The organism is Aestuariibaculum marinum, from assembly GCF_014596975.1.
In the GTDB taxonomy this organism is placed as follows: domain Bacteria; phylum Bacteroidota; class Bacteroidia; order Flavobacteriales; family Flavobacteriaceae; genus Aestuariibaculum; species Aestuariibaculum marinum.
Genome location: NZ_JACVXD010000002.1, coordinates 736,892 through 758,402, shown reverse-complemented (window position 1 = coordinate 758,402; position 21,511 = coordinate 736,892). Strand labels below are relative to the sequence as shown.

Below are 21,511 nucleotides of genomic sequence, written 5' to 3'. Positions count from 1 at the left end.
TTATTGCTTTTTAGTAATTAATGATTGTATATGAAATACCGCTTCTTTAATTGGTAAACCGGTATTTGGTAAATCGTCGTAATCTTCTCTATCGGCTGGTGTGTCTGGATTTGGGAAATGACGTTGCTCACCAGTACGGAACATGATGCGCTCGATACCATCAGCAGGTGCATAAAATATCTGGCGAGATTCTTTGCCTCCATTTACACTTACCGTATATGAACGTGAAGTTGTATCTAAAATCACCTTAACCGTATAGGTTTTTCCAGCTTCATATTCTGAAATCGTTCTGAAACGTGACCCTGCTTTAGTTTTTAAAATCCCGTCGTTATCGAATACCAAACGAATAGATGGCAACCCGGTTTTATTCTGGAATTCAACTTGAAGTAACCCGTGATCGTTTTGTTCCGGAGTTACCGTAAATTCTGCTTCCATTTTTTGAGCAAACGGAATCACACGGTCAACACGAGCATAGTCAAACGGATCGTGGTCGCGTAGTGTTAAAGTTTTTTGGTTATTTACTTTTTCAATTTCGGCGGAAGCCCAAGATAAATTATACACATTCCAAAGGTCTAATTCTTTACCGTCTTCTAAATTGTTAAACACGTCTTTAACATCGCTATCAACAGAACTCTTTACTGGAACCGGAACCGATGCCACCCAGATATCTTCTTTATTCACACTATAACTCACCCATAATTTACCATCCTCAGGTGTTCCGTTATTTTCAGTAATACCACGAACATACTGAGGACCATATGACTTATAATTTCCGCCATAACGCATTGGTGTAATTTCACCATGAACCAATAATAAATCGGTGTAATTTAAACCATCATCACTGGTTGAAATAGCTAATGGCCAACGGTATTCTGAAGGATTATAAACTGTAGCATAACGTCCGTCACTGGTTTTTTGTCCCCAGATTTTAGCATTACTATTTACAAATCCAGGTGCTCTTAACGGACGGTACTCCCAACTTTTTCCGCCATCTTTACTTATTGAGGTTAAAGCATGTTTCCATAACCCTACCACATTCCCGTTTGGCAAATGGTAATAGCTAAAGGCTTTATATTGTTTTTGAAGCGGAATTAAAGGATCGTCTCTATCGGCCTCTTCAACCCATTGCTGCATTTGTAAAGGTTGCGACAATAATTCTTCACAAGCTTTTTTGAACCCTCTGTCTTTGCTCTTTTTATAAAATGGAAAATTAGTATTCGATTCGTTCCAACCATGGTTATAACGAATAAAGTGAATAGGTCCTAAACTACCATCTTTATAAATTTCACGAATGACACGCCCAATACCCTTTCCGTCATTCGGACTGTCTTTTTCATCCATGGAAATACCGTAAAACGCCAAAGTAAAAAAACGATTATCTGAAGACGTAAAAAAGCCCATACGCTGGTGCATGGTCGCCGTTAAATTTTTAGCCACGCCTTCTACACCTTCCTTCGTGTAACCATCAGGAATATTGTAAATAGGGAAAGCTACTTCAGGAAAACTCCAGTGTTCACCATCTTCAGAATGCATTAAAAACGTCTGACTTGGGGGAATATGTTCTCCCGCAGGGTCACTTAAATAATTTAAGTAAAATTTACCATTCCAATACGCCATGTTCGTGGCGTGATTATACGTCCAACCAAAACCATCGGCTTTATTTGGATGCTCACGGCTGGCACGCATAATTTGTGTGGCGTGCACCCCAACAGCCAAAGGCAATTGCCCATGGTGATAATCGACATTTGATAATGTGTTCCCGACATAACGTATCGTGTCTTGCTGTGCAGAAACGGTTGCCGTTCCTCCTGCCAACAACAAAGCCACTGCTAAAAATATATTACGCTTCATGTGTTTATTTTCTATTTTTATGTCATGCTGAAATAAATTCAGCATGACATTAATTTTTATTTTTTATTCTTTTGAACGTCACCCTGAACTTGTTTCAGGGTCTCATGATCAATTTACATTTATATTCTGAGATGCTGAATCAAGCTCAGCATGACATCAATTTTTATTTTTTATTCTTTTCTTCAATTAAACCATTCAATACTTTTTGAGAAATAGTTGTAATGGTTCCGTGTTTGTGTCCTTCAGGCAAACTGATTTCCTCAGATACATCTTCAAACATTTTAAAATCTGAAGTCTTTACTGCTTTATAGTTTTTCTCTCCGTAATTATCGTAATAGATCAACCAGTCATTTTTTAATTTTAACACCGTTGGACCTTCCGATAAATGTCCTGAAAATGGCTCCGTTATATTTGTAAATGGACCAATTGGCGAGGTTCCAAAACCAACTTCAATATCACGTCTTGGTCTGGTATTATCTTTTATAATTAAAGCATAATCGTCTTTACCTTTCTTAACAATAACACAATCTATAACGCTAAACCCAGGATCTAAAAACAACTTCGTATCTGAAAAGGTTTTAAAATCTTTAGTCGTTACATAATACATGCGATGATTATTATCCTCGGCTTCAATACCCTTTTCGAAACGATACGGAATAGTCGATGCCCAAATAATGATATACTGATCCTGTTCATCGTCATAAAAAATTTCAGGTGCCCAAACATTAACCACGGTTGGTTCATGTTTCATTACCGGAATGTATTGTTGCTCACTCCAGTGTATTAAATCTTTTGAGCTGGCATAACCAAAGCCATTGCCGCCTTTCCAGTCGGTAGTCCAAACCATGTGATATGTATCATCCTTTCCACGAACAATTGAAGGATCACGCATAATTTTACTATCACCAGCTTCTGGATTTAAATAAGGTCCTTTAAGGTCTTCCCAATGATAACCGTCTTCGCTGTATGCTAAATACAAGCCTTCGGTTGCCGGTTCTCTAAACGACGTAAACAAATAAATGTCTTTTTTAGGCGCACAGTTAAATACCGTAGCTAAAAGCAGTATGAACAGCAGTTTTTTCATCTTTTAGTTTTAGTGGGTTTGAGGATGTTTAAAATTTTAATGTCTCGTCATTACGAAGAAGAATGACGAAGTAATCTTCCGATTTTTAATCATGAGATTGCTTCACTTTAGCCTGTCTCAAGCGACAGACTAAAGACTCGCAATGACGGTACATCTCAGCTTTTAAATATTCTTCATAATTTATTGCCGATTACTCGACTTTGATTTTTACTTTTAATTCTTTTCCTGTTTTTAAAGGTGTTTTCACGTTTTCAAAAACATTATTTTTTAAGAATACACTTTTCGTATCTTTTCCGTCAACTTCAACATACACATCGGTTAGTTGCATTGGGAAATTATTATTCAACAATACATTCGATACATTATTCAATTTCACAACAGGCGTATCTTTTAATGGTGCTTGTGTTGACACGTGATCTAAAATGATATTACTAGACTCCTCAACTTTAAAAGCCGAACCAATAGTGGTGTTCACTTTAACATCATGAAATTCGATATCGCGTGCCGTAGTTACTGAAAATCCTTGTTCTGCTTCAACATTGATATTTGTAAACGATAAATTATGGATTGGCATTTCAGGAATACCAATGACGCGACCAGCTGTGTTAACATTCGTAGCCGTTACATTACTAATATGAATATTTCTAAAAATTGGCGTACGCTCGGTTACTGGTTCTTCAACGGTATTTTTATCATAGAATAAGTTGAACATAAACGCTTCCTTTTGAATATTGTTCATAACCACATTACTCACGCGAATATCTTCAACAACACCACCACGACCACGAGCTGCTTTTAAACGGATACCTCTATCGGTTCCATCGAATACACAGTTTGCAATGGTAATTTTTTTGATGCTTCCAGACATTTCACTTCCAATAACCACACCACCGTGACCGCTAAGCATGGTACAATTTGTAATGGTAACGTTTTCAGTTGGCGTTGCCCATTTTCTACCATCGGCATCACGACCCGATTTAATGGTAATACAATCGTCACCCACACTAATATGGCAGTTTGAAATGCGCACATTACTACATGACGTCGGGTTTATACCATCGGTGTTTGGTGAATATGGGTTGTAAATTGACACGTTATCTATCGTGATGTTATTACAAAACGCTGGATTGATAGTCCAGAATGGTGAATTTTGAATAGTTACACCTTCGATTGTGATATCTTCACACTTAAACGCCTGAAATAACGGCGGACGGTGAAACAAGTAGCTTCTGGTACGTTTGTAGTAATCGGCCGTTTGTATATGCCCGTTAGCTTCCTCCGTCATTTTTTGATATTTAGTAGGCTCCAATTTTTCTTTAGCCGACTCAATACGCCAGATTTCTTCCCACCAGGCACGTCCTTGACCATCGATAGTTCCACGTCCAGTAATGGTAATGTTTTTAGCATCGCGAGCATGTAATAATGGTTTGAACGTTTGAATTACAGTACCTTCCCAACGTACTTCTACGAATGGTAAATAGTGATCAAAATTGGTTGAAAACTTGACTAAGGCTCCTGCTTCAACATGTAAAACAATATTACTTTTTAAGGTTAAAGGCCCGGTTAAATATTCCCCAGCAGGGAAATAAACAGTACCTCCTCCAAATTCTGAAGCTTTATCGATAGCACCTTGAATGGCCTCTGTACATAATTCGCCTTTATTGTTTCCGCCGCTTTCTAAAATATTAAACCAACCATTGTTTGCCCAACCCATAGTTGAAACAAAAACACAAAGTATTAAAACTAACTTTTTCATTACATCTTATTTTTTAGCAGTTAAAACCAATACCCAATCGTTACCTTCCTGTGATTCTCCTGGAGCATCAAAATCTAAAACACCTTCATTTTTAAAAGTTCCCACAGCAGTTGTTTCGCCAGTTGATGGGTTAAACCAAGATGCTTCTACTTCATCGCCTTCTATAACTCCCATATTCGCTTTAATAGTTCGCCCGGTGTACGTGTAAAACAACGCGTAATCATTTCCACGGGTTGCTGCGATATAATCGTATTTTTCACCTTGATTAGCCACTAAACTTTCGTCTGGAATACGGTTGAAATAATCAAATTTCAGCATTAAATCTTTTAAATGAACCATTTGTCCTGCTCCCGGATCGTTTAAGGCATCTACCCAATATGTTTTGCTTCCGTAGGCTTCAGGAATTTTGTGATCGGCATGCATTTGCATAATGTGGTTGTTTCCGTAGGTGAATCCTGCTGCACCTGCAAACACCGACCAATATCCGTAACGACGTAAGTCTTTGGCTTTCCAAAGTGGCTGTAAGGTATCGTGTAATCCTTGAGGAATTCCTTCGTATGAAGGCTCGCCATCTAATGTTGGCTTGGCTGGCTTTAAATTGAAATCTACATTTACAAACTTGTAGTTATCTTCTCCGTAATTGCGCTCGGTATCATCCTGATCGTAACGACGGTGACCCGACTGAAACATATTGAAATCTAACCAGTTTTCGTTATGAAAATTATCAGAAGAATCGGTACGACCACGAGGATGGAAAGTAACCATTCGCTTTGGATTTTTTGCTTTTAAAATGCTTCCTATGGCGTTCCATAATTCAGTGTTTTCATTACCAAAGGTATCCCCTCCAACTAACCAAATAATGTTATCGCGATCTTGAAAACGCTCTGCTAAAAAGTTGGCATACGCCTTAGCTTGTTCGATAGAAACTTCTCCCGCTGTAACTGGCGATCCCCAAACAGGCACCATTCCTAAGTACAAATTGTTTTCTTTAGCAACATCTAAAGCATAATCAACATGGTCCCAAAAATCGTAAGCTTCTTCATTATTAAAATCATTCCCTTCGGTTACTAAAGGTTTCGATAAATCTTTCTTTACTAATGCCGAATCGCCATAGACATTGGCCACTCCTAAAGAGTGAATCGTCATGATTTGAATGACGTTGTATCCTTTATCTTTTCGGTCTTTAAAGTAGGTTTGAAATTCTTCACGTTTTAGTTTATTAAAAGCTAACCAACCGGTATCTCCTAACCAGAAAAACGGCTTACCATCTTCGGTTTGAAAATAATGTCCATCTTCTGAAACTTCAATATTTGGCATATTTGCCTCGGCTATGACTTCTTCTTCTACTTTCTTGTCCTGATTTCCTTTACAAGAAACCATGACTGCTATCACTCCTAAAATGGATAACCCCCTAAATAGTTTTGTTGTTCGCTTTTTCATCTTTTATGTAATTATTTCTTTCTTATGTAAACTACTAATTCTGCTTTGTTCGGTTGTGGTGCTTTTAGATTATGCCTCGATTTACCTTTAATATTGGTTGTTGAAATAACTTCTCCGTTACCTGAATCAATCCAATACACTTCAAACTTTCCGCTGTAATCGGTTAAATCGATTTCCACAGTTTCACCATGTCTCAAATAATGTAAATAAGCCGTTCCTGCATCTTCTAAAGTCCAGACATCGCTATTTAAATCCTGCGTTTTATTAACATTCATATTTGTTAAATGTTGATAAAAGCCATCGACGTTGATAAACGGAATATTAGGTAACGACCCACCAGCCATAAGTACTGGCCAGCCAAATCGAGGTGCTGCCATAGTAGAATACAACACCACTTTATTAGGATAAGCTTCGCGATATTCGCGTACCGCACGATAAATTTGTTCTTCGGTTTCCTTACCGGTTTTCATTTTACGTGCATGCTGACGTGGTGCTAAATTTTTACCGCCTTCCGGAGCATACACAGTCCCATCTTGTCTGTAATGCCAGTAACGAATATCGATTAAGTCAACAATATTAGCTCTGGATGCATCTTGTAAAATAGCATCCTGAACATCTTTAGTGGCACTTAATCCAATAATATTTTTATTTCCATTTTCTGTTTCCCAAGCTTTAACTTCATCTAACCAAAATTCCATAAAATGAAGTGGTCCCGTATATTCTGCACTTGTAAAATGAATGACATTACTGTTATCTGCGAAGTTTTCTAAAGATTTTCTAATAAAGCCTTCGTGAAGGTTTCTTCTGTTTTCATTGGTGACATCATAGAACTGTTCGGCCATAAAAATACGCTTATCGCCTGCATATGGTGGAGGCTCAGGAAAACCTGTTCCATTCACATTGTTTATAGAACGCCATGGCGAACTCGACCAGTGCGCCCCTGCTTCTATGATGTTATGTTGAAAATACTGTTGGTTGATTAATAACTGTCCGTTAGCTTCGGCTAAATCTGCAAAACGACCTAAGCGATTCCAGTACCAACCGTTGAATTTTGTTAAATCGTATTTACTTAATTGATCCCAGGCTAACCCTTCTCCTGTTCTTGCAAAAGGCTGCTCGTAAAACGGAGGCCATACATCGGCATCTATTCTGCGGGTACGCTCGTGATCGTCCATACGACGTTCGTACCACAACCCGTAGTTATGCTCTAAGGCAACAATATTATTCTGTTTAAAATATGCTGTAACCTCATTTAAGTTATCAGTAAATCCGGTTCCCGTGCGCCCTGGAACAAAACGTGTTATATGTGGTGTTGCATTGTTAAGATCATGTTTTCTTAAGCTTCCACGCCACCATTGTACATTTTGTTGATTCCCGGCAATAAATTTACCGTTAAAGGTTAGTTTTCCATTTACAATCTTTACGGAACCTTTATCTGAAGTATTCTCTTTAGATTTTAGTTTTAAATCTTTTACCGATTTTAATTTTGAAGCCTCAACTGGAATTGGATTTGCTTCAGACGATTTTTGAATCCATTCTGGCATGCTCATTACCGGAATCAAGGCTTCCTGAGTTAACACCTGAGCTTCATCCACCGTCGGACTTGATGTTGGCTCTGAACCCATATCGTAAACAAACGGATTCATAGGAAGTTTTTCAAGACGATTTTCTAACTGAGCATAGAATAAACTTCTTGGTGTAATATGGTTATTTACATCTTTCCAATGCCCATTTCCGCCCATAATGCCTCCCCAAGTACCGAATGCCCAGTTCTGTGCAGTTGGCGGACTATAATTTAATATTTTTGATGCTGACGTTTCCCAGAATACACTATTTGCTGCTGTCCAGCCTGCTCCTCGTCCAGTTTGCTCTCGATTTTCATAATTAATACCTTCACCATCTACGTAAGACACATCGAACAAGATTCCTGTTGCCCAGGAACCAATTGCGCCACTATTACTATAAGGCAAATAGGAATGACATTGCACAAAAGCATTTGGTCCTGTGGTACCAAAACCTCCAACGGCAAAATCGTTATAACCGTATTCGGAATAACAACGTTGAAATAAGGTTTGCTGACCTTCGGTATAAAAGGTGTGTCTTCTAAACGCTGCAATTTCAGAAACAGGTTCAGTAACTATACAGTCTTCAACAGTGATTTGCTGCGCGGTTTTTAAAATGGTTACCGCTCCACCTGCAAAATGTTTAAAATTTACCTGACGTACCCAGGTATTTTTTACATTCGCTAAACTAATACCAAACCAACGGTGCTCTTCGTCTTTCTTGTTTGCAGCATTAAACGTAGACTGCATGTTAATATTTTCGACACCTACATTTTCAATTCTGCCTGTCCAAGAATATTTAGTAACTTCCGGCTTGCCGTAATTATCATCTAAAGTCATGGTTAGTGGTGCATTTAACGTCACCTCACTACCATTAATATCTTTTACAACGCGGTTCCAGGTAATGTCCCAATCACGGGTTTTCCATCCTATCCAACCGGTTTCTGCACCAAAGAAATCCATACCCAAAGTCTTTATCCATTTGTCGGTTAAAGGCTGACGGATAACAATCTCATCGGAAGCTTTTAATTTTGAAGTATTTTCTAATTGAATTTTTTGAGCACCAAGCGGTGTATATGTTGTTTCAAACGCTAACGTATCGCCATAGGTGCGGTTATCTTCACCTAAAATACTTACTAAAGCTTCACGCTTTAAACCGGTTCCTAACAACACCGTTTCGTTGTCTTCATTACCACTTCCGCGAAGCACAACTCCTGAGGTTTTTAAATATAATGTTCCGTTAACTTTGAAGGTACCTTTATCTAAAAGCACCGCGCCACGGAACCCGTTGGCATCAGGTTTTAACTGACTTACATAATCAATCGCTGCCTGAATTCTTTTTGTAGCATCTTCGGTTTGATTAGGCACAAAAATTTTAGCATCTACTGTTGGAATCGCCTTTTCAGACGCCATATACCCCGCATAAGAGAAATCAGGAATCTGATTTCCTAAGCTATCGGCAACATGCTGCACCTTTCCATTTTTATCCTTTATGATATCCGGAAAGGACGCCTGAGCAAGCGCAACATTAGACACTAAACATATCGCTAAACTCGACAAAAGGACTTTACCCTGAAGATAAAGCCCTGTATTTTTTAACCCAATAAAATTCATTATGAATCTGCTATTTTATTGTAACAATCTTTCTGATAAGGTATCGACGTTATTTTCAGATTTTTTCCAATCTACTTTTTTAGTCGGATCGATACCATTGATGTATTTTTCAATATTTGTATATCCATCGCCGTTTAAATCCTGATTGGCATCAGAAGCATCTTTAGGATTTAAACCATATTTTTTCTCCCATTTATCTGAGATTCCATCACCATCTGAATCTTTATAAGCTTTTCCTTTATACTCCGGGTAACCACCTACCTGATCTGGATGTGTAATGATGCCTTTTTTATAAGAATCGGCTGGTAATCTTCTATTGATAAATTCTTTTCCAATGGTATTTTCAAGACCATCTTTGTATTCCACTTTTCCGGTTCTAACCGTTTTAATTACACGCTCATCAACAGCATCACGTTTTGGTAACGTTGCACCTACATGATCTAACACATATTCGTAAGCTTCATCGGCTTCCATAATGGTTACATGAGCCATCGGAAATGCCTTAGACTGCTTGATTAAATCCAGATAATACTGTTCTTTATTATCTGCTTCATCTTCTAACTGCACACCACCATTCCAGTTATCTTTTGTTACTTCCGGTGTTCCTTCCGTAATGTTTCCAGCTACATAAGCACGACCAAAAGCTTTAGGTTGTTTATATCCTGATTCCGGTTTTAAAATTCGGTAACGAATCGGTTTATCAGTTGGAGTAATAGGGCCTGGTTTAAAATAATTATTAACAATATTGAACATAGAGCGGTAATCACCACCATCTAAAGAACGGTTCCACCAGTTAAATAACACGTTATTAACAAAGTTAAAACTACCATACATCCCAATTGAAGGATTTCTGGAAATATTATTAGCCCATAAGTTACGAATAAATGTGCTATTTAACCCGCCAATAGTACTACCAAACGCATGATTATACGTATCTAAACCTTCAGATGAAATGGTATTTTGAATGGTTACATTTACCGCCGGCATTTTTTCTAATCTCGACTTTTCGTTTGCCTGAAACTGGTGTCTGTATAACGATATATTCTCATCTAATCCCCAACTCACCGAACAGTGATCAATAATCACATTACCAATTACATTTCCACCAAGTGCATCATCCCTACGAGTTACATCGGTAGCACCACGACGGAAACGCATGTAACGGATAATGATATCGTGCGTATCTAAAAGAATAGATTCACCAGCTACACAAATACCATCACCTGGCGCTGTTTGTCCAGCAATAGTAATATATGGTGCACGAACACTAATTGGTTTTTCAAGCTGAATAATTCCAGCCACATTAAACACAACTGTTCTTGAACCCACAGCCTCTAACGCTTCACGTAAAGTCCCTGGCCCGCTATCAGCTAAACTGTTTACCACAAATATTTTTCCACCGCGACCACCTTGCGTAAATGCGCCACCACCTTCGGCTCCTGGAAAGGCAGGAATTTCTGCCTGAACTAAATCTGCAGGGTAAGCAGCCCAAGGAATATAAGGCTTTCCTTGTTTAGCTTCTGCTTCAATAATGTGATAGTTTTTCTGCCAAATATCATCGAGTCTTTTATCTTCTAAAGCTAAAACTGAATCTGTTTTAGCTTGAAGTTCATGAGGAATTTCAGGGTATTGCGCCTGAGCCGTTTTAACCAATGAACAAAAAGACACCACTGTAAGTGCATATTTTAGCGCCTTATTTTTAGTTATGCTGTACATATTGATATTTAGTTTTTAGTTTAATATTTTATTGGAAAGCTTATTTTTTCTTAGCTTCTTCGATGCGTTTGTACCAACCATCTCGCTCCTTTTCCAAGTCGTAACCGCGTGCTGATAAATAGTTATTAATTCTTCCTTTATACTTACCAAACCAAGCGTGTTTCTCTTTAGAAGAGCCCCCATCCATCGCATGCTCTCTTGCTTCTTTCAGATTATTATAGATATAATCTTGCTCGTCTTTTGTTAGGCTAGGAATCATTTCAAGGAAAGCCGCATAGGTTTTAGGTAGTACTCCATAAGTCATACCATCTTTAACACCATCAACTTGTTCTTCTGTTAATTCTGAAGACAACTGCTTTACATAAGATTTGTGTAATTTATTGATAGCCTTTTCTGACTTCGATTTTACTTTTTCAATCTTTTTATCTTGTTTCTCCTCTGAAAGATCACTTTTTTTTAATTCCTCAATCTTGGCATCACGCTCATCCTGAAGTTTACTTAAATTTTGATATTGTTTAGCAATAATTTCGGTAACCACTGCTTCTTTAGCCTCATCATCTAATTCTAATCCATTCACTATTTTCGCTCCGCGCTCTTTAGTAACTTTAATGTATTCCGGATCTAAATACTGCTGAGCTGATACTGTTCCAAAAGCTAATGCAAAAAACAACACTACTTTGCTTAATCGTTTAATCAACATATGTCTTTAGTTTAATTATTACAGTTTATTTTAGTAGTTAACGAAGCCTATTTTAATAGCGGCTTCGTTAACGTTTCTTTATTGTTTTTAAGATCTTTCCAGTCTGCTTTCTTCTTCGGATTGATTCCGTTGATATATGACTCGATATTGGTATAACCATCGTTATTCTTATCTTCCTTACAATCTGAATAATCATTAGGATCTAAACCATATTTCTCCTCCCATGCATCTGGCATACCATCTTTATCGGTATCAACATAAGGCGTACCTTTGTATTCCGGATAACCACCAACCTGAGCGATATCAGTTATAATTCCGTGTTTGTACGAATCCTTTGCTAATCGACGGTGCTTAAAGTGATAGAATGAATCAGGATCTAAACCTTCTACGTATTCCGGTTTTCCTGTTTTAACTGTTCTAACAATACGCTGATCAACTACATCACGAATTGGAAGTGTTGCTCCTACATGTTCGGTTACGTAATCGAACGCTTCATCCGCATCCATAATTTCTCTTATCCAAGGCATAGGAAATGGTCTGCTTGCATTCATATAAGCGAAATATGGTTTAGCGCCTTCAAAATCTAATAACTCGCCATCTTTACCTTCTATCTGAACGCCTCCAGCCCAATTATCTTTAGTGATTTTTTCATTATTTTCAACGATGTTTCCTTTTACATAAGCACGACCATAAACCATAGTATCTAACTTACTTCTACCTGCCTCAGGCTTTAAAATACGGTAACTTACCGGCTGATCAAGGGGAGTTAAAGGCCCTGGCTTAAAGTAGTTATTAACAATATTATATTTAGCAGTGTAGTCACCACCATCAACTGAACGGTGTACCCAGTTAAACATTACGTTATTAACAAAGTTAAAGATTCCGTTCCAACCAATAGAAGGGTTTCTTCCTGCATTATTCGCCCACATATTTCTCATGAACGAACAATTTTCACCACCTAAAGTACTTCCAAAAGCATGGTTATAAGTATCTAATGCTTCACCAAATAAACTATTTTGAATAGTAATATTTACAGTTGGTTTCTTTTCATCTTTGTAATCGGCACCCGGGCTATACATATGTCTGTAAATAGACATATTTTCATCTAACCCCCAAGTTGCAGAGATGTGATCTAACATAATGTTTCCCACAGGATTCCCTCCAATAGCATCATCACGACGACCAACAAATGTATCTCCTCTTCGGAAACGCATGTGACGGATAATAACATCGTGCGTATCAATCCAAACTGTTTCACCGGCTACACAAATACCATCACCAGGAGCTGTTTGCCCTGCAATGGTAATGTAGGGTGCACGAATAATTAAAGGTGTTTCAAGCTTAATAATACCTGCTACATTGAAAACAATTGTTCTTGCTCCACCTTTTTCACAAGCTTCACGAAGCGATCCTGGTCCGTCATCAGCAAGACTGGTTACTGTGTAAACTTCACCACCGCGACCACCGTAAGTATACATTCCGCCACCTTCTGCTCCCGGGAAAGCTGGAATTTCCGCCTGTGGTAAATCTGTTGGTCTACCCGCCCACGGAATATACGGTTTACCTTCTCTGGCTTCCTTTTGAACTATAATTTTAGCTTTCTCCCAAGCTTCATCCGAATGTTTGTAGGCTTCAGCTATTATTGCTGCTTCTTTAGCTCTATCATCATCTGTTAGTTTCGGGTATTGCGCATAGGCATTACCCACAATTAGTGATAGAGATAATAAAATAAAATGACTCTTTTTCATTATTAGTTTTCTTGAGTTATTATACAATTTATGTCACAAACTTGCTCTGCACGAGCAGTTAGTGTTTTTTAGACACTTATATTGTATAAAAGTTTAATTCATCTAGAAAAAAAATACCTGTATTTACTAGAAAAAATACAGGTATTTAATTATACTCATTTAAACAAAAGATTTAAAAAGAAATACTCTTAAAATTGAGCATTTCTTAAAAAATTAATTTTGATAATCGAAAGTTCCTTCAGATCCTGTAGCATCTTTCCATCCTATCGTTTGCTCAAGCCAAGGGTTTTGACTTAACACACTTGATTGTAATCCCATGATATAATAATTTTGTTTCCAATCGATTTGAACAGCTGTTCCATTTACATTATCCATTGGATTTTCTAAATCTGTTAAAACAAAATTATTGGTATAAATTGTTGCTAAATTTTGAATTTGAGTGTCAAAATCTGCTGCGTCAGGATCTACAGATATTCCATCTATAGTTCCTGCTAAAGGATTATCACTAGTTGCCACTGCGTTATATTCTAAATAATGCCCTGTACGTTGTGTTCCGTTTAACGGCGTTACTCCTAAAACTGCACAAGTCGTATTGTTTGCAGATGCATCATCATTATATAACATCCAACGCTGTACATCCCAAAAACGTTTACCTTCATAAGCTAATTCAACCTGACGCTCATATAAACATGCATTAATCGCAGCATATTTATCAGATAAAGTTCCAATTCCGTAATTATTGGTTGAAGGAATTCCTACACGATTTCTTACTTTACCTAAATAAGCCAAGCAATTAGATGTATCGCCTAATCCTGCGTAAGCTTCAGCAATATTTAACAGCAACTCTGCATATCTATATTCAAAAATATCAGTTCCTGAATACTGGAAATTATCATTACTTTCATTAATATCAGACATTTTTCTAACGAAAACAGGGCTAGATACTTGATTGTTATCACTATAATAAGCCGTATCGGTATCGTCTAACCAACGGTAAGCCCAAACTGTTTCATCGGCATTATCTTTATATCCCCATTTACTTCCTGAGAAGGCGAATGTTCTGTAGAATCTTGGATCACGATCTACAAAAAATAAAAATTCATCATATCCATTTGCTGCTGTTGGCTTAGACCCATCTGCCATTGGGAACAAGTCAATCATTTCTTTAGGAGCAGATAAACCACCACTACCAGCTTGACTTGTTAAACGCACATTATTTTCCCATGAGTTATTTAAAATACTAGTATTGTTACCATTACCTAACATTTGCACCGTAATAGCTTCTGAACAAAATGAATTATCTATTAAGAACATCTCTTGCCAGTCTTTGGCTGAAGTTCCATATAACCCATAACCATCAGCTGTTAACTGAACCTCTGCTGCTAAACCAGCATCTAAAGCTGCTTGCCAACGCTCGGTTGAAGCATCCCACGACGTGTTAAATAATGGACTAGCATAGGTTAATAGTACTCTTGCTTTTTGCGCTAAAGCCGCTCCTCTTGTAAAACGACCATATTCTGAGGCGTCCCAATTACCTGGCAATAAACTCGCTGCCATATCAAAATCGGCAACGATTTGCGCTACAACTTCAGAAACACTAGCTCTTGGTAATTTAATACTTTCATCTGTTGATGAAGCTTCCTGAACCTCTGTAACGATTGGAACACCACCGTAAACACGCATTAAATCGAAATACTGTAAGGCACGTAAATAGTACATTTGACCTTTGGCTAAATCGCGATAATCTTCATCTAGCCCTCCACCTTTAACATCAATTTCTTCTAAAAAAGTGTTGATATCTCTAATTCTATGATAAGGCTCATTTTTAACCTTATTTTCTAATTTAGAACCGTAATACCCAGAACCATCGTCGGCATTAACTAACGTAATTGTTGGGTTAATTAAATCTTGTACACCTCCAATTTCCTCGGTTAAACGTGAATTTGTTTGCGAATAACTTCCAACAATTGTGGATAATGGACTTGTGTAGCCAGCAAAATAATCGAAATACACGTTGTTGATATACCAATCTACACGCTCCTGACTTTCATAAAATGTGTCATCATATTTTCCGAACTGTCTTTTTTCTTCCAGAAAATTATCACTACATGAAGCACCCACAACTAATAAAAGTGCTAAGGCTATATATATATTAATTTTTGTTTTCATAATTCTTCTCATATTTTTATTAGAATGACACACTTAGGTTAACTGTCCAAGTTCTAAGTGTAGGGTATCTCTCGTATGAGTTATCATACATATTACGATACTTATCTGGATACGGGTTATAGAAATCCCAAAGGTTATTACCAGTAATACCAATTGTCGCTTTACTAATATTTATTTGAGACATTATATCTTTTGGTAATTCATATCCTACTGTTAAGTTTTTAACAAAGCAACGGAAGGTATCTAACATCCAGAAATCTGAAGGCGCAGAAATTTGATCAGCGAATACTAAACTTGGATATTTCCCATCTACATTATCAGTTTCATCATACATATCGGTCCAATAACTTTCATGAGACCACATGTTATGAGATGACGATGTTCCTTGTTTTACAAGATCTATCATTCTTAGACCTCCCCAAGTTGTACTAATCTGAGATCTAAAATATAACCCTTTATATCTAGCCCCTAAATTAGTTGTAAACCCATAACTTCTATTTTTCTTAACTAACTTAACATAATCCAGCTCGCGATCAATTCTACCATTAGGCCCTTCTTGAGTTCCATCCTCACTATTAAAAGCTCCCCCTATATCCTGATAAGCCAACATTCCTTTTCTAATCCCATCAACACTATTGATTCCTAAATAGCTAGGATCTGTTCCCGCTGCAGACGCTAAACCGGTTAAATAATCCCAGTAACTAGCAATATCTTCATCTGTTCTTAAAATTCCATCACCAGTAGATGTTCCTTTCCATGTTTTGAAACCCCATGAAGGAAAAATTAATGATTCCCCTTCTTGAGTTATATTGTTAGCAGGGTGCACTAACGCTTGCTCTGGATATTTTTTTACTTTATTGTTATTAAAACCAAAGTTAACACCAACATTATAACTAAAATCTTCTTTAATGTCATCACTCCAGTTTACACTAAATTCAGAACCCCAAGCATCAACAGACGCATAATTTTGTTCAGCGAAACCACCTCCAACTGAAATAGGCACTCCAGAAGAACTTGCCATATTAGTTAACATGTCTGTTGTTCTGTCATAATAAGTATCTGCTGTTAAACGCAATCTATTTTCCAAGACATTGATATCAAAACCAAGGTTATGTTTGATTGTTGTATCCCATTTTACATTTCTATTCGGGTTAACCTGAGGTGTTAAACCTCCACCTAACGTACCTCCGTCAGATCCAAACTGGTAGCCTTTGTTTGTAAAGATATCGTAGTACTGTGCCCATCTCCAGGCTTTAATATTATCTTTACCTGTTTTACCTACTGAGTAACGTACTTTAAAATAATCTACCCATGGTAAAGCATCTTCAAACCAGTTTTCTCTAGACATAATCCAACCTACTTGAGCAGAAGGGAAGAAGCCCCAATAGTTCTCCGGAGCAAACTTTGTAGATGCATCACTACGGAATAACAATTGTAATAAGTATTTATCTTTATAACTGTAGTTAATACGTCCTAAATAAGACAGCGTTCCAGACTCCCCCTTTAAAGCTGTTGAGTTATCAGTAATCTCACCAGCTGTTTGATACGTTCCTAAATAATCTCCTGATGTACCTTCAAACGCTAAACGTGTACTTTTGAAATCAGACTCAGAACGCTCTATACCAAACATAGCACTAACATCATGATCTCCGAAAGTCTTTGCATAATTAACAAAGAAGTTGGCTTGTGTACTTCTGCTATTATAATTATTATAGTACACTCTGGATCTTTGACTATTCGTTTGAATCGTATAATCATTATCCTCAGCAGCACTCGCTAAGTGATTTCCTTCACTGTTATAATTTTTAATTCTAGCTAACTCGTAAGGCAACTGAATTTGTTCTGTATATGAAGAACTTTGATTTCTAGAGAAAGTTCCTTTTAAAGATAGTCCATCTATAAATGGTACTTTATAGTTTAAAGACATATTTACGTTAAACGTATTATCATCTTCAATTTGTTTAGAACCATTATTTAACGTAGCAAAGTAGTTCCAACCAGCAATAGTACGGTTAGTATTAGCGCTACCTAAATTACGATCTGTTCTAGGGAACGGAGACATCCAATATGTTTCTCCTCCTACTGTAGTATCCCATGGCACATACTTAGGCATATGCAATAAGATTCCATAATCAGCTTGCTCGCCATTAGTTCTTGAACCATAACTTCCATCATTTAATGTGATAGATTTTGTAAACGATTTTTCAACCGACCCAATATTACCAGATACAGAAGCCGATAAATCTAAATTTTCAGTAATTTTAGCGTTAACTCCTGTTCTAAAATTCCACTTGTTATAATCTTGATCTCCTAAGTTAGCTCCTTGTGAAAAGTAAGTAGCCCCTGCAAAATAAGTAGCTTTATCGTTACCTCCACTTACAGTAAGCGAGTGTCTTTGCTGACCTGCGCTAGACCATGCTTTATCTAACCAATCATAATCTAAAGATTTCATTTCTTCTAACTCTTCAGTTGAAAAAAGATTTCTTCCTTCACTATCTCTATTGTCCGTTCTTAAATAACGATTCATCCAAACTCCGAAATCATAAGCATTCATGGTTTTTGAATGACTTACAGCATCGTTGAACGCAAACTGACTATTGTAGCTAAAGCTAGTTTTGCCAGCTTTACCACGTTTCGTTTTTACAACAATAGCTCCTTGAGAAGCACGAGAACCATAGATAGCAGCAGAGGCATCTTTTAACACCGTAATACTTTCAATCTCTGAAGGATCTAACCTATTAAAAGTTTCCAAAGTTGGTAATCCTGTCTCTGGATCCACCTGCACCATATCATCGATTACAACTAAAGGTAATGTAGTATTACCGTCCTTTGAAAACCCGAATGTTTGACGAATTTGAATTGTTGCTGCCTCACCAGGACGTGAAGAACCACCAGAAACATTAACTCCCGGAACCTGCCCCACTAAAGCTTCAGCTAAGTTAGACACAGGTAAATCCTGAACATCTTCTGGTTTAATAGTAGCAATCGCCCCTGTTAAATTTTCTCTTTTCTGAGCGCCATATCCTACTATAACAACCTCATCTAAAGATGCTGTATCTTCTTGTAATGTGACATTAAGGACTGTAGTGCCTTTTACAGAAACCTCAGTTGTTTTCATTCCTACGAATGAAAACACCAGCATAGCCTCCTCTTTTACAGAGATAGAAAACTCTCCATCAAAGTTAGTCACTACACCATTGGCAGTCCCTTTTTCTATGATGTTAACCCCTGGTAAAGGCACCCCTAAAGGATCTACCACTGTTCCTGTAACAGCTTTTTCACTATTAGCATCCTGCGCATATACCGACATACATGCCAGACTAAATAGCAACAACATACAAAAATTTGTAAATGTTTTTTTCATACTTGTTTAGTTTAATTATTTATTTAATTTGTTTGGCTTATCGATAGAATCGACCTTAACAATAATTGCGCTAAGATTATGAATTTAACAATATTTAACTGTTATTTTTGAACGTCGACCGATTTTATAAATCATTTTTTATGTATTTGATGATGTTGTTCCATAACAAACTGAAAAACAATTCGGTATAATATCTAAAAATCATTAATTTAAAAAACAAACGTTTAATACTTATCGATATTTTTACGAAATACATCGCTACACAATAATAAACACTTCTAAATTCAGTCAATTCAGTACTCATGAGTCAAAAAAATTATAACATTCTAGTTTATTTAAAGCAGACTTTAAAACCTAAACTTTTACTGAATTTATTCTAGATAAATTGAAGGCTAATAAAGATAAAAAGAAAAAGGCTAATAAACATATGTTTATTAGCCTTTTTCTTTTATTAAATCTAAAAATCAACCTACAAAAAACATCTAATAAGGTAACCAAACTGTCATTTCTTCCTGATTACGGTTACCCCAAGTATAATATGGCACAAGCGTTAAATTAACTTCTTTTTTCTCCTTTAAAATTGGTCTATATAATGTACTTTTCCAGTTATCATTTTCAACAAAGCCTTTGCAAGTGATTCCTTTAACATTTCTATTATTAATCACGATATCTTTTAAATCTAACTCTGAATTAATATCTAAAACAATGGAGTTAATTTCAGCTTTTTCAGATAAGTCATCAGACTCTAAACAATACACAATTGGACCTCGTTTTACGGCTACCTGATTTTTAGTTTCCTCAACCAAAGGATTTGCCTGCATCAATTCAACAGGCATTGGCAAGTTCAATTCTATCACATCACCTTTTTTCCATTTTTTAGCTACTGTGGCATACCCTAAATTAGAGCTAAAATTCGTTTTTTTATCATTTATAGAAATCTGCGCTCCTTGACTCCAGCCCGGAATTCTTAAATTTATTGCATATTCCGATTTTGGTGCCTTTACAATTTTTAAGATTATCTTACCATCCCATGGGTAGTTGGTTTTCTGTTCGATTACTAACTTATCGCCATTGGGCGTTACTGTTTTTAAATCATTGCTTCCAAAAAGGTTTACATATAAACCTTCTTTTGATAAATTATAAGCATAATTCCCAATTTCAGTTAAGGTACGCGTTACATTAGGTGCACAACAATTTGACAGTGCTATGTAACCTTCTCGTTTGCTCCCCCAGCGTTGTTGAAACGGTAAATCTTCCGATACGTTTAGCGGGTTATTATAACAAAATTCCTTTCCTTCTAAACTTACTCCTGACAGTACACTATTATAAAGTGCTAATTCCACAATATCGGCATACTTTGCATCTCCTGTAATTTGCAACATACGCCAGTTCCAAAGCACATTCCCGATATTGGCACAGGTTTCATTATGAGCAGTAGCATTGGGTAATTGATAAGGACGACCATACGCCTGATGGATTTTTTGAACTATTGAAGGATCGTAAACGGTTCCGTCTGGAGACACGCCATCATATAAGGCACCACAAGCTCCAGTGATATACATTTTTCTATAAACCACATCTTCCCAAATCGACTTTAGATTTTCCAGAAGTTTATCTTCACCTGTTTCGGCATATAAATCTGCAATTCCAGCATACAAATAATTCGCTCTTACCGCATGCCCCATAGCAGTCGTTTGTTCTCTAAACGGTACGCGATCCTGGTTGTCATCTGTACCATCATCTGTGGTTCCTCGAATATCAATCAAGTTATTGGCTAATTCTAAATAGCGTGGATCTTTAACCGTACGGTACATTTCAACAATACCCATGTAATGTGACGGACAAATGGCGTTTCTTGCTAATTCTGGCGACGCTTTTTTATAAAAATCATATAAGAAATCGGCAACACCTTTTGCTACTTCTAAAAAATTCGTTTTTCCAGTAGCACGATAATGTACGCAAGCGGCGGTCATTAAATGTCCCATGTTATATTTCTCGAATCCTAATTGCTTCTGTAATTCTTCAGGCCCTAAGGTTCCCCAACGTTCTTCAATTAGTACGGGAGTATTGATGTATCCATCTTTTCGTTGTGCTTTTGCAAACATGGCAATAGTTGTATCCATTTCCTTATCCAATTCCGGATCTTGCGTCACAGCATATGCTGCTGCCATACCTTCAAGGATTTTATAAAAATCGCCATCGTGAAATGAAGGTCCACTATGCTTACCCTTTTCTAAACCTGCAGCAATCTTAAAGTTGGCATAGGCATGTGTAATGGAATCGTTATGATACAAATCCCACATGTAAGGCAGGGTGTTTTCAACACCTATATCAAACTGCTCTTTCCAAAAACCATCAGTCCACTGCACATCCTGTAAATTCACACTATGCAGTTTTGTATGCGGACTATCAGCATTTGCAACCAGCCCCTTGTCTTGAGAAAACGACAAAGCACTTGCTGCCATTAGGCCGATTAAAACTATTTTATTTTTCATTTGTTAATACTT

The 21,511-nt window shown here is 37.1% G+C and carries 11 protein-coding genes; all 11 read right to left on the bottom strand.

Annotated elements, in window-relative coordinates:
- Window positions 1–1,896 (bottom strand): exo-alpha-sialidase, encoded by a 1,896-nt coding sequence (locus tag ICJ85_RS07060; protein WP_206688031.1) that lies wholly within the window; start codon window positions 1,894–1,896, stop codon window positions 1–3.
- Window positions 1,897–2,014: 118 nt separating this feature from the next.
- Window positions 2,015–2,935, bottom strand: coding sequence for a glycoside hydrolase family 43 protein (locus ICJ85_RS07055; protein WP_188223063.1), 921 nt, complete (start codon window positions 2,933–2,935; stop codon window positions 2,015–2,017).
- 190 nt (window positions 2,936–3,125) lie between these two features.
- Window positions 3,126–4,691, bottom strand: a complete 1,566-nt coding sequence (locus ICJ85_RS07050; RefSeq protein WP_188223062.1) for a glycoside hydrolase family 28 protein — start codon at window positions 4,689–4,691, stop codon at window positions 3,126–3,128.
- A 6-nt stretch (window positions 4,692–4,697) separates the two neighbouring features.
- On the bottom strand, window positions 4,698–6,131 hold the full coding sequence (locus ICJ85_RS07045; RefSeq protein WP_188223061.1) for a glycoside hydrolase family 140 protein: 1,434 nt from the start codon (window positions 6,129–6,131) through the stop codon (window positions 4,698–4,700).
- An 11-nt stretch (window positions 6,132–6,142) separates the two neighbouring features.
- Window positions 6,143–9,307, bottom strand: a complete 3,165-nt coding sequence (locus tag ICJ85_RS07040) for a DUF6298 domain-containing protein (RefSeq protein WP_188223060.1) — start codon at window positions 9,305–9,307, stop codon at window positions 6,143–6,145.
- Window positions 9,308–9,322: 15 nt separating this feature from the next.
- Window positions 9,323–11,023: a polysaccharide lyase gene (locus ICJ85_RS07035; RefSeq protein ID WP_188223059.1), complete on the bottom strand. Its 1,701-nt coding sequence runs from the start codon at window positions 11,021–11,023 to the stop codon at window positions 9,323–9,325.
- Between the two features lie 40 nt (window positions 11,024–11,063).
- Window positions 11,064–11,723, bottom strand: coding sequence for a DUF3826 domain-containing protein (locus tag ICJ85_RS07030; protein ID WP_188223058.1), 660 nt, complete (start codon window positions 11,721–11,723; stop codon window positions 11,064–11,066).
- A 47-nt stretch (window positions 11,724–11,770) separates the two neighbouring features.
- The gene (locus tag ICJ85_RS07025; protein WP_188223057.1) at window positions 11,771–13,471 is read right to left on the bottom strand and encodes a pectate lyase family protein; all 1,701 of its coding nucleotides are present in this window, start codon (window positions 13,469–13,471) and stop codon (window positions 11,771–11,773) included.
- 213 nt (window positions 13,472–13,684) lie between these two features.
- On the bottom strand, window positions 13,685–15,640 hold the full coding sequence (locus ICJ85_RS07020) for a RagB/SusD family nutrient uptake outer membrane protein (protein ID WP_188223056.1): 1,956 nt from the start codon (window positions 15,638–15,640) through the stop codon (window positions 13,685–13,687).
- Between the two features lie 19 nt (window positions 15,641–15,659).
- A complete protein-coding gene (locus tag ICJ85_RS07015; RefSeq protein WP_188223055.1) occupies window positions 15,660–19,004 on the bottom strand; it encodes a SusC/RagA family TonB-linked outer membrane protein in 3,345 nt (1,114 codons plus the stop codon).
- A gap of 482 nt (window positions 19,005–19,486) precedes the next feature.
- The gene (locus tag ICJ85_RS07010) at window positions 19,487–21,499 is read right to left on the bottom strand and encodes an aceric acid hydrolase (protein ID WP_188223054.1); all 2,013 of its coding nucleotides are present in this window, start codon (window positions 21,497–21,499) and stop codon (window positions 19,487–19,489) included.
- Window positions 21,500–21,511 lie beyond the last annotated feature (12 nt).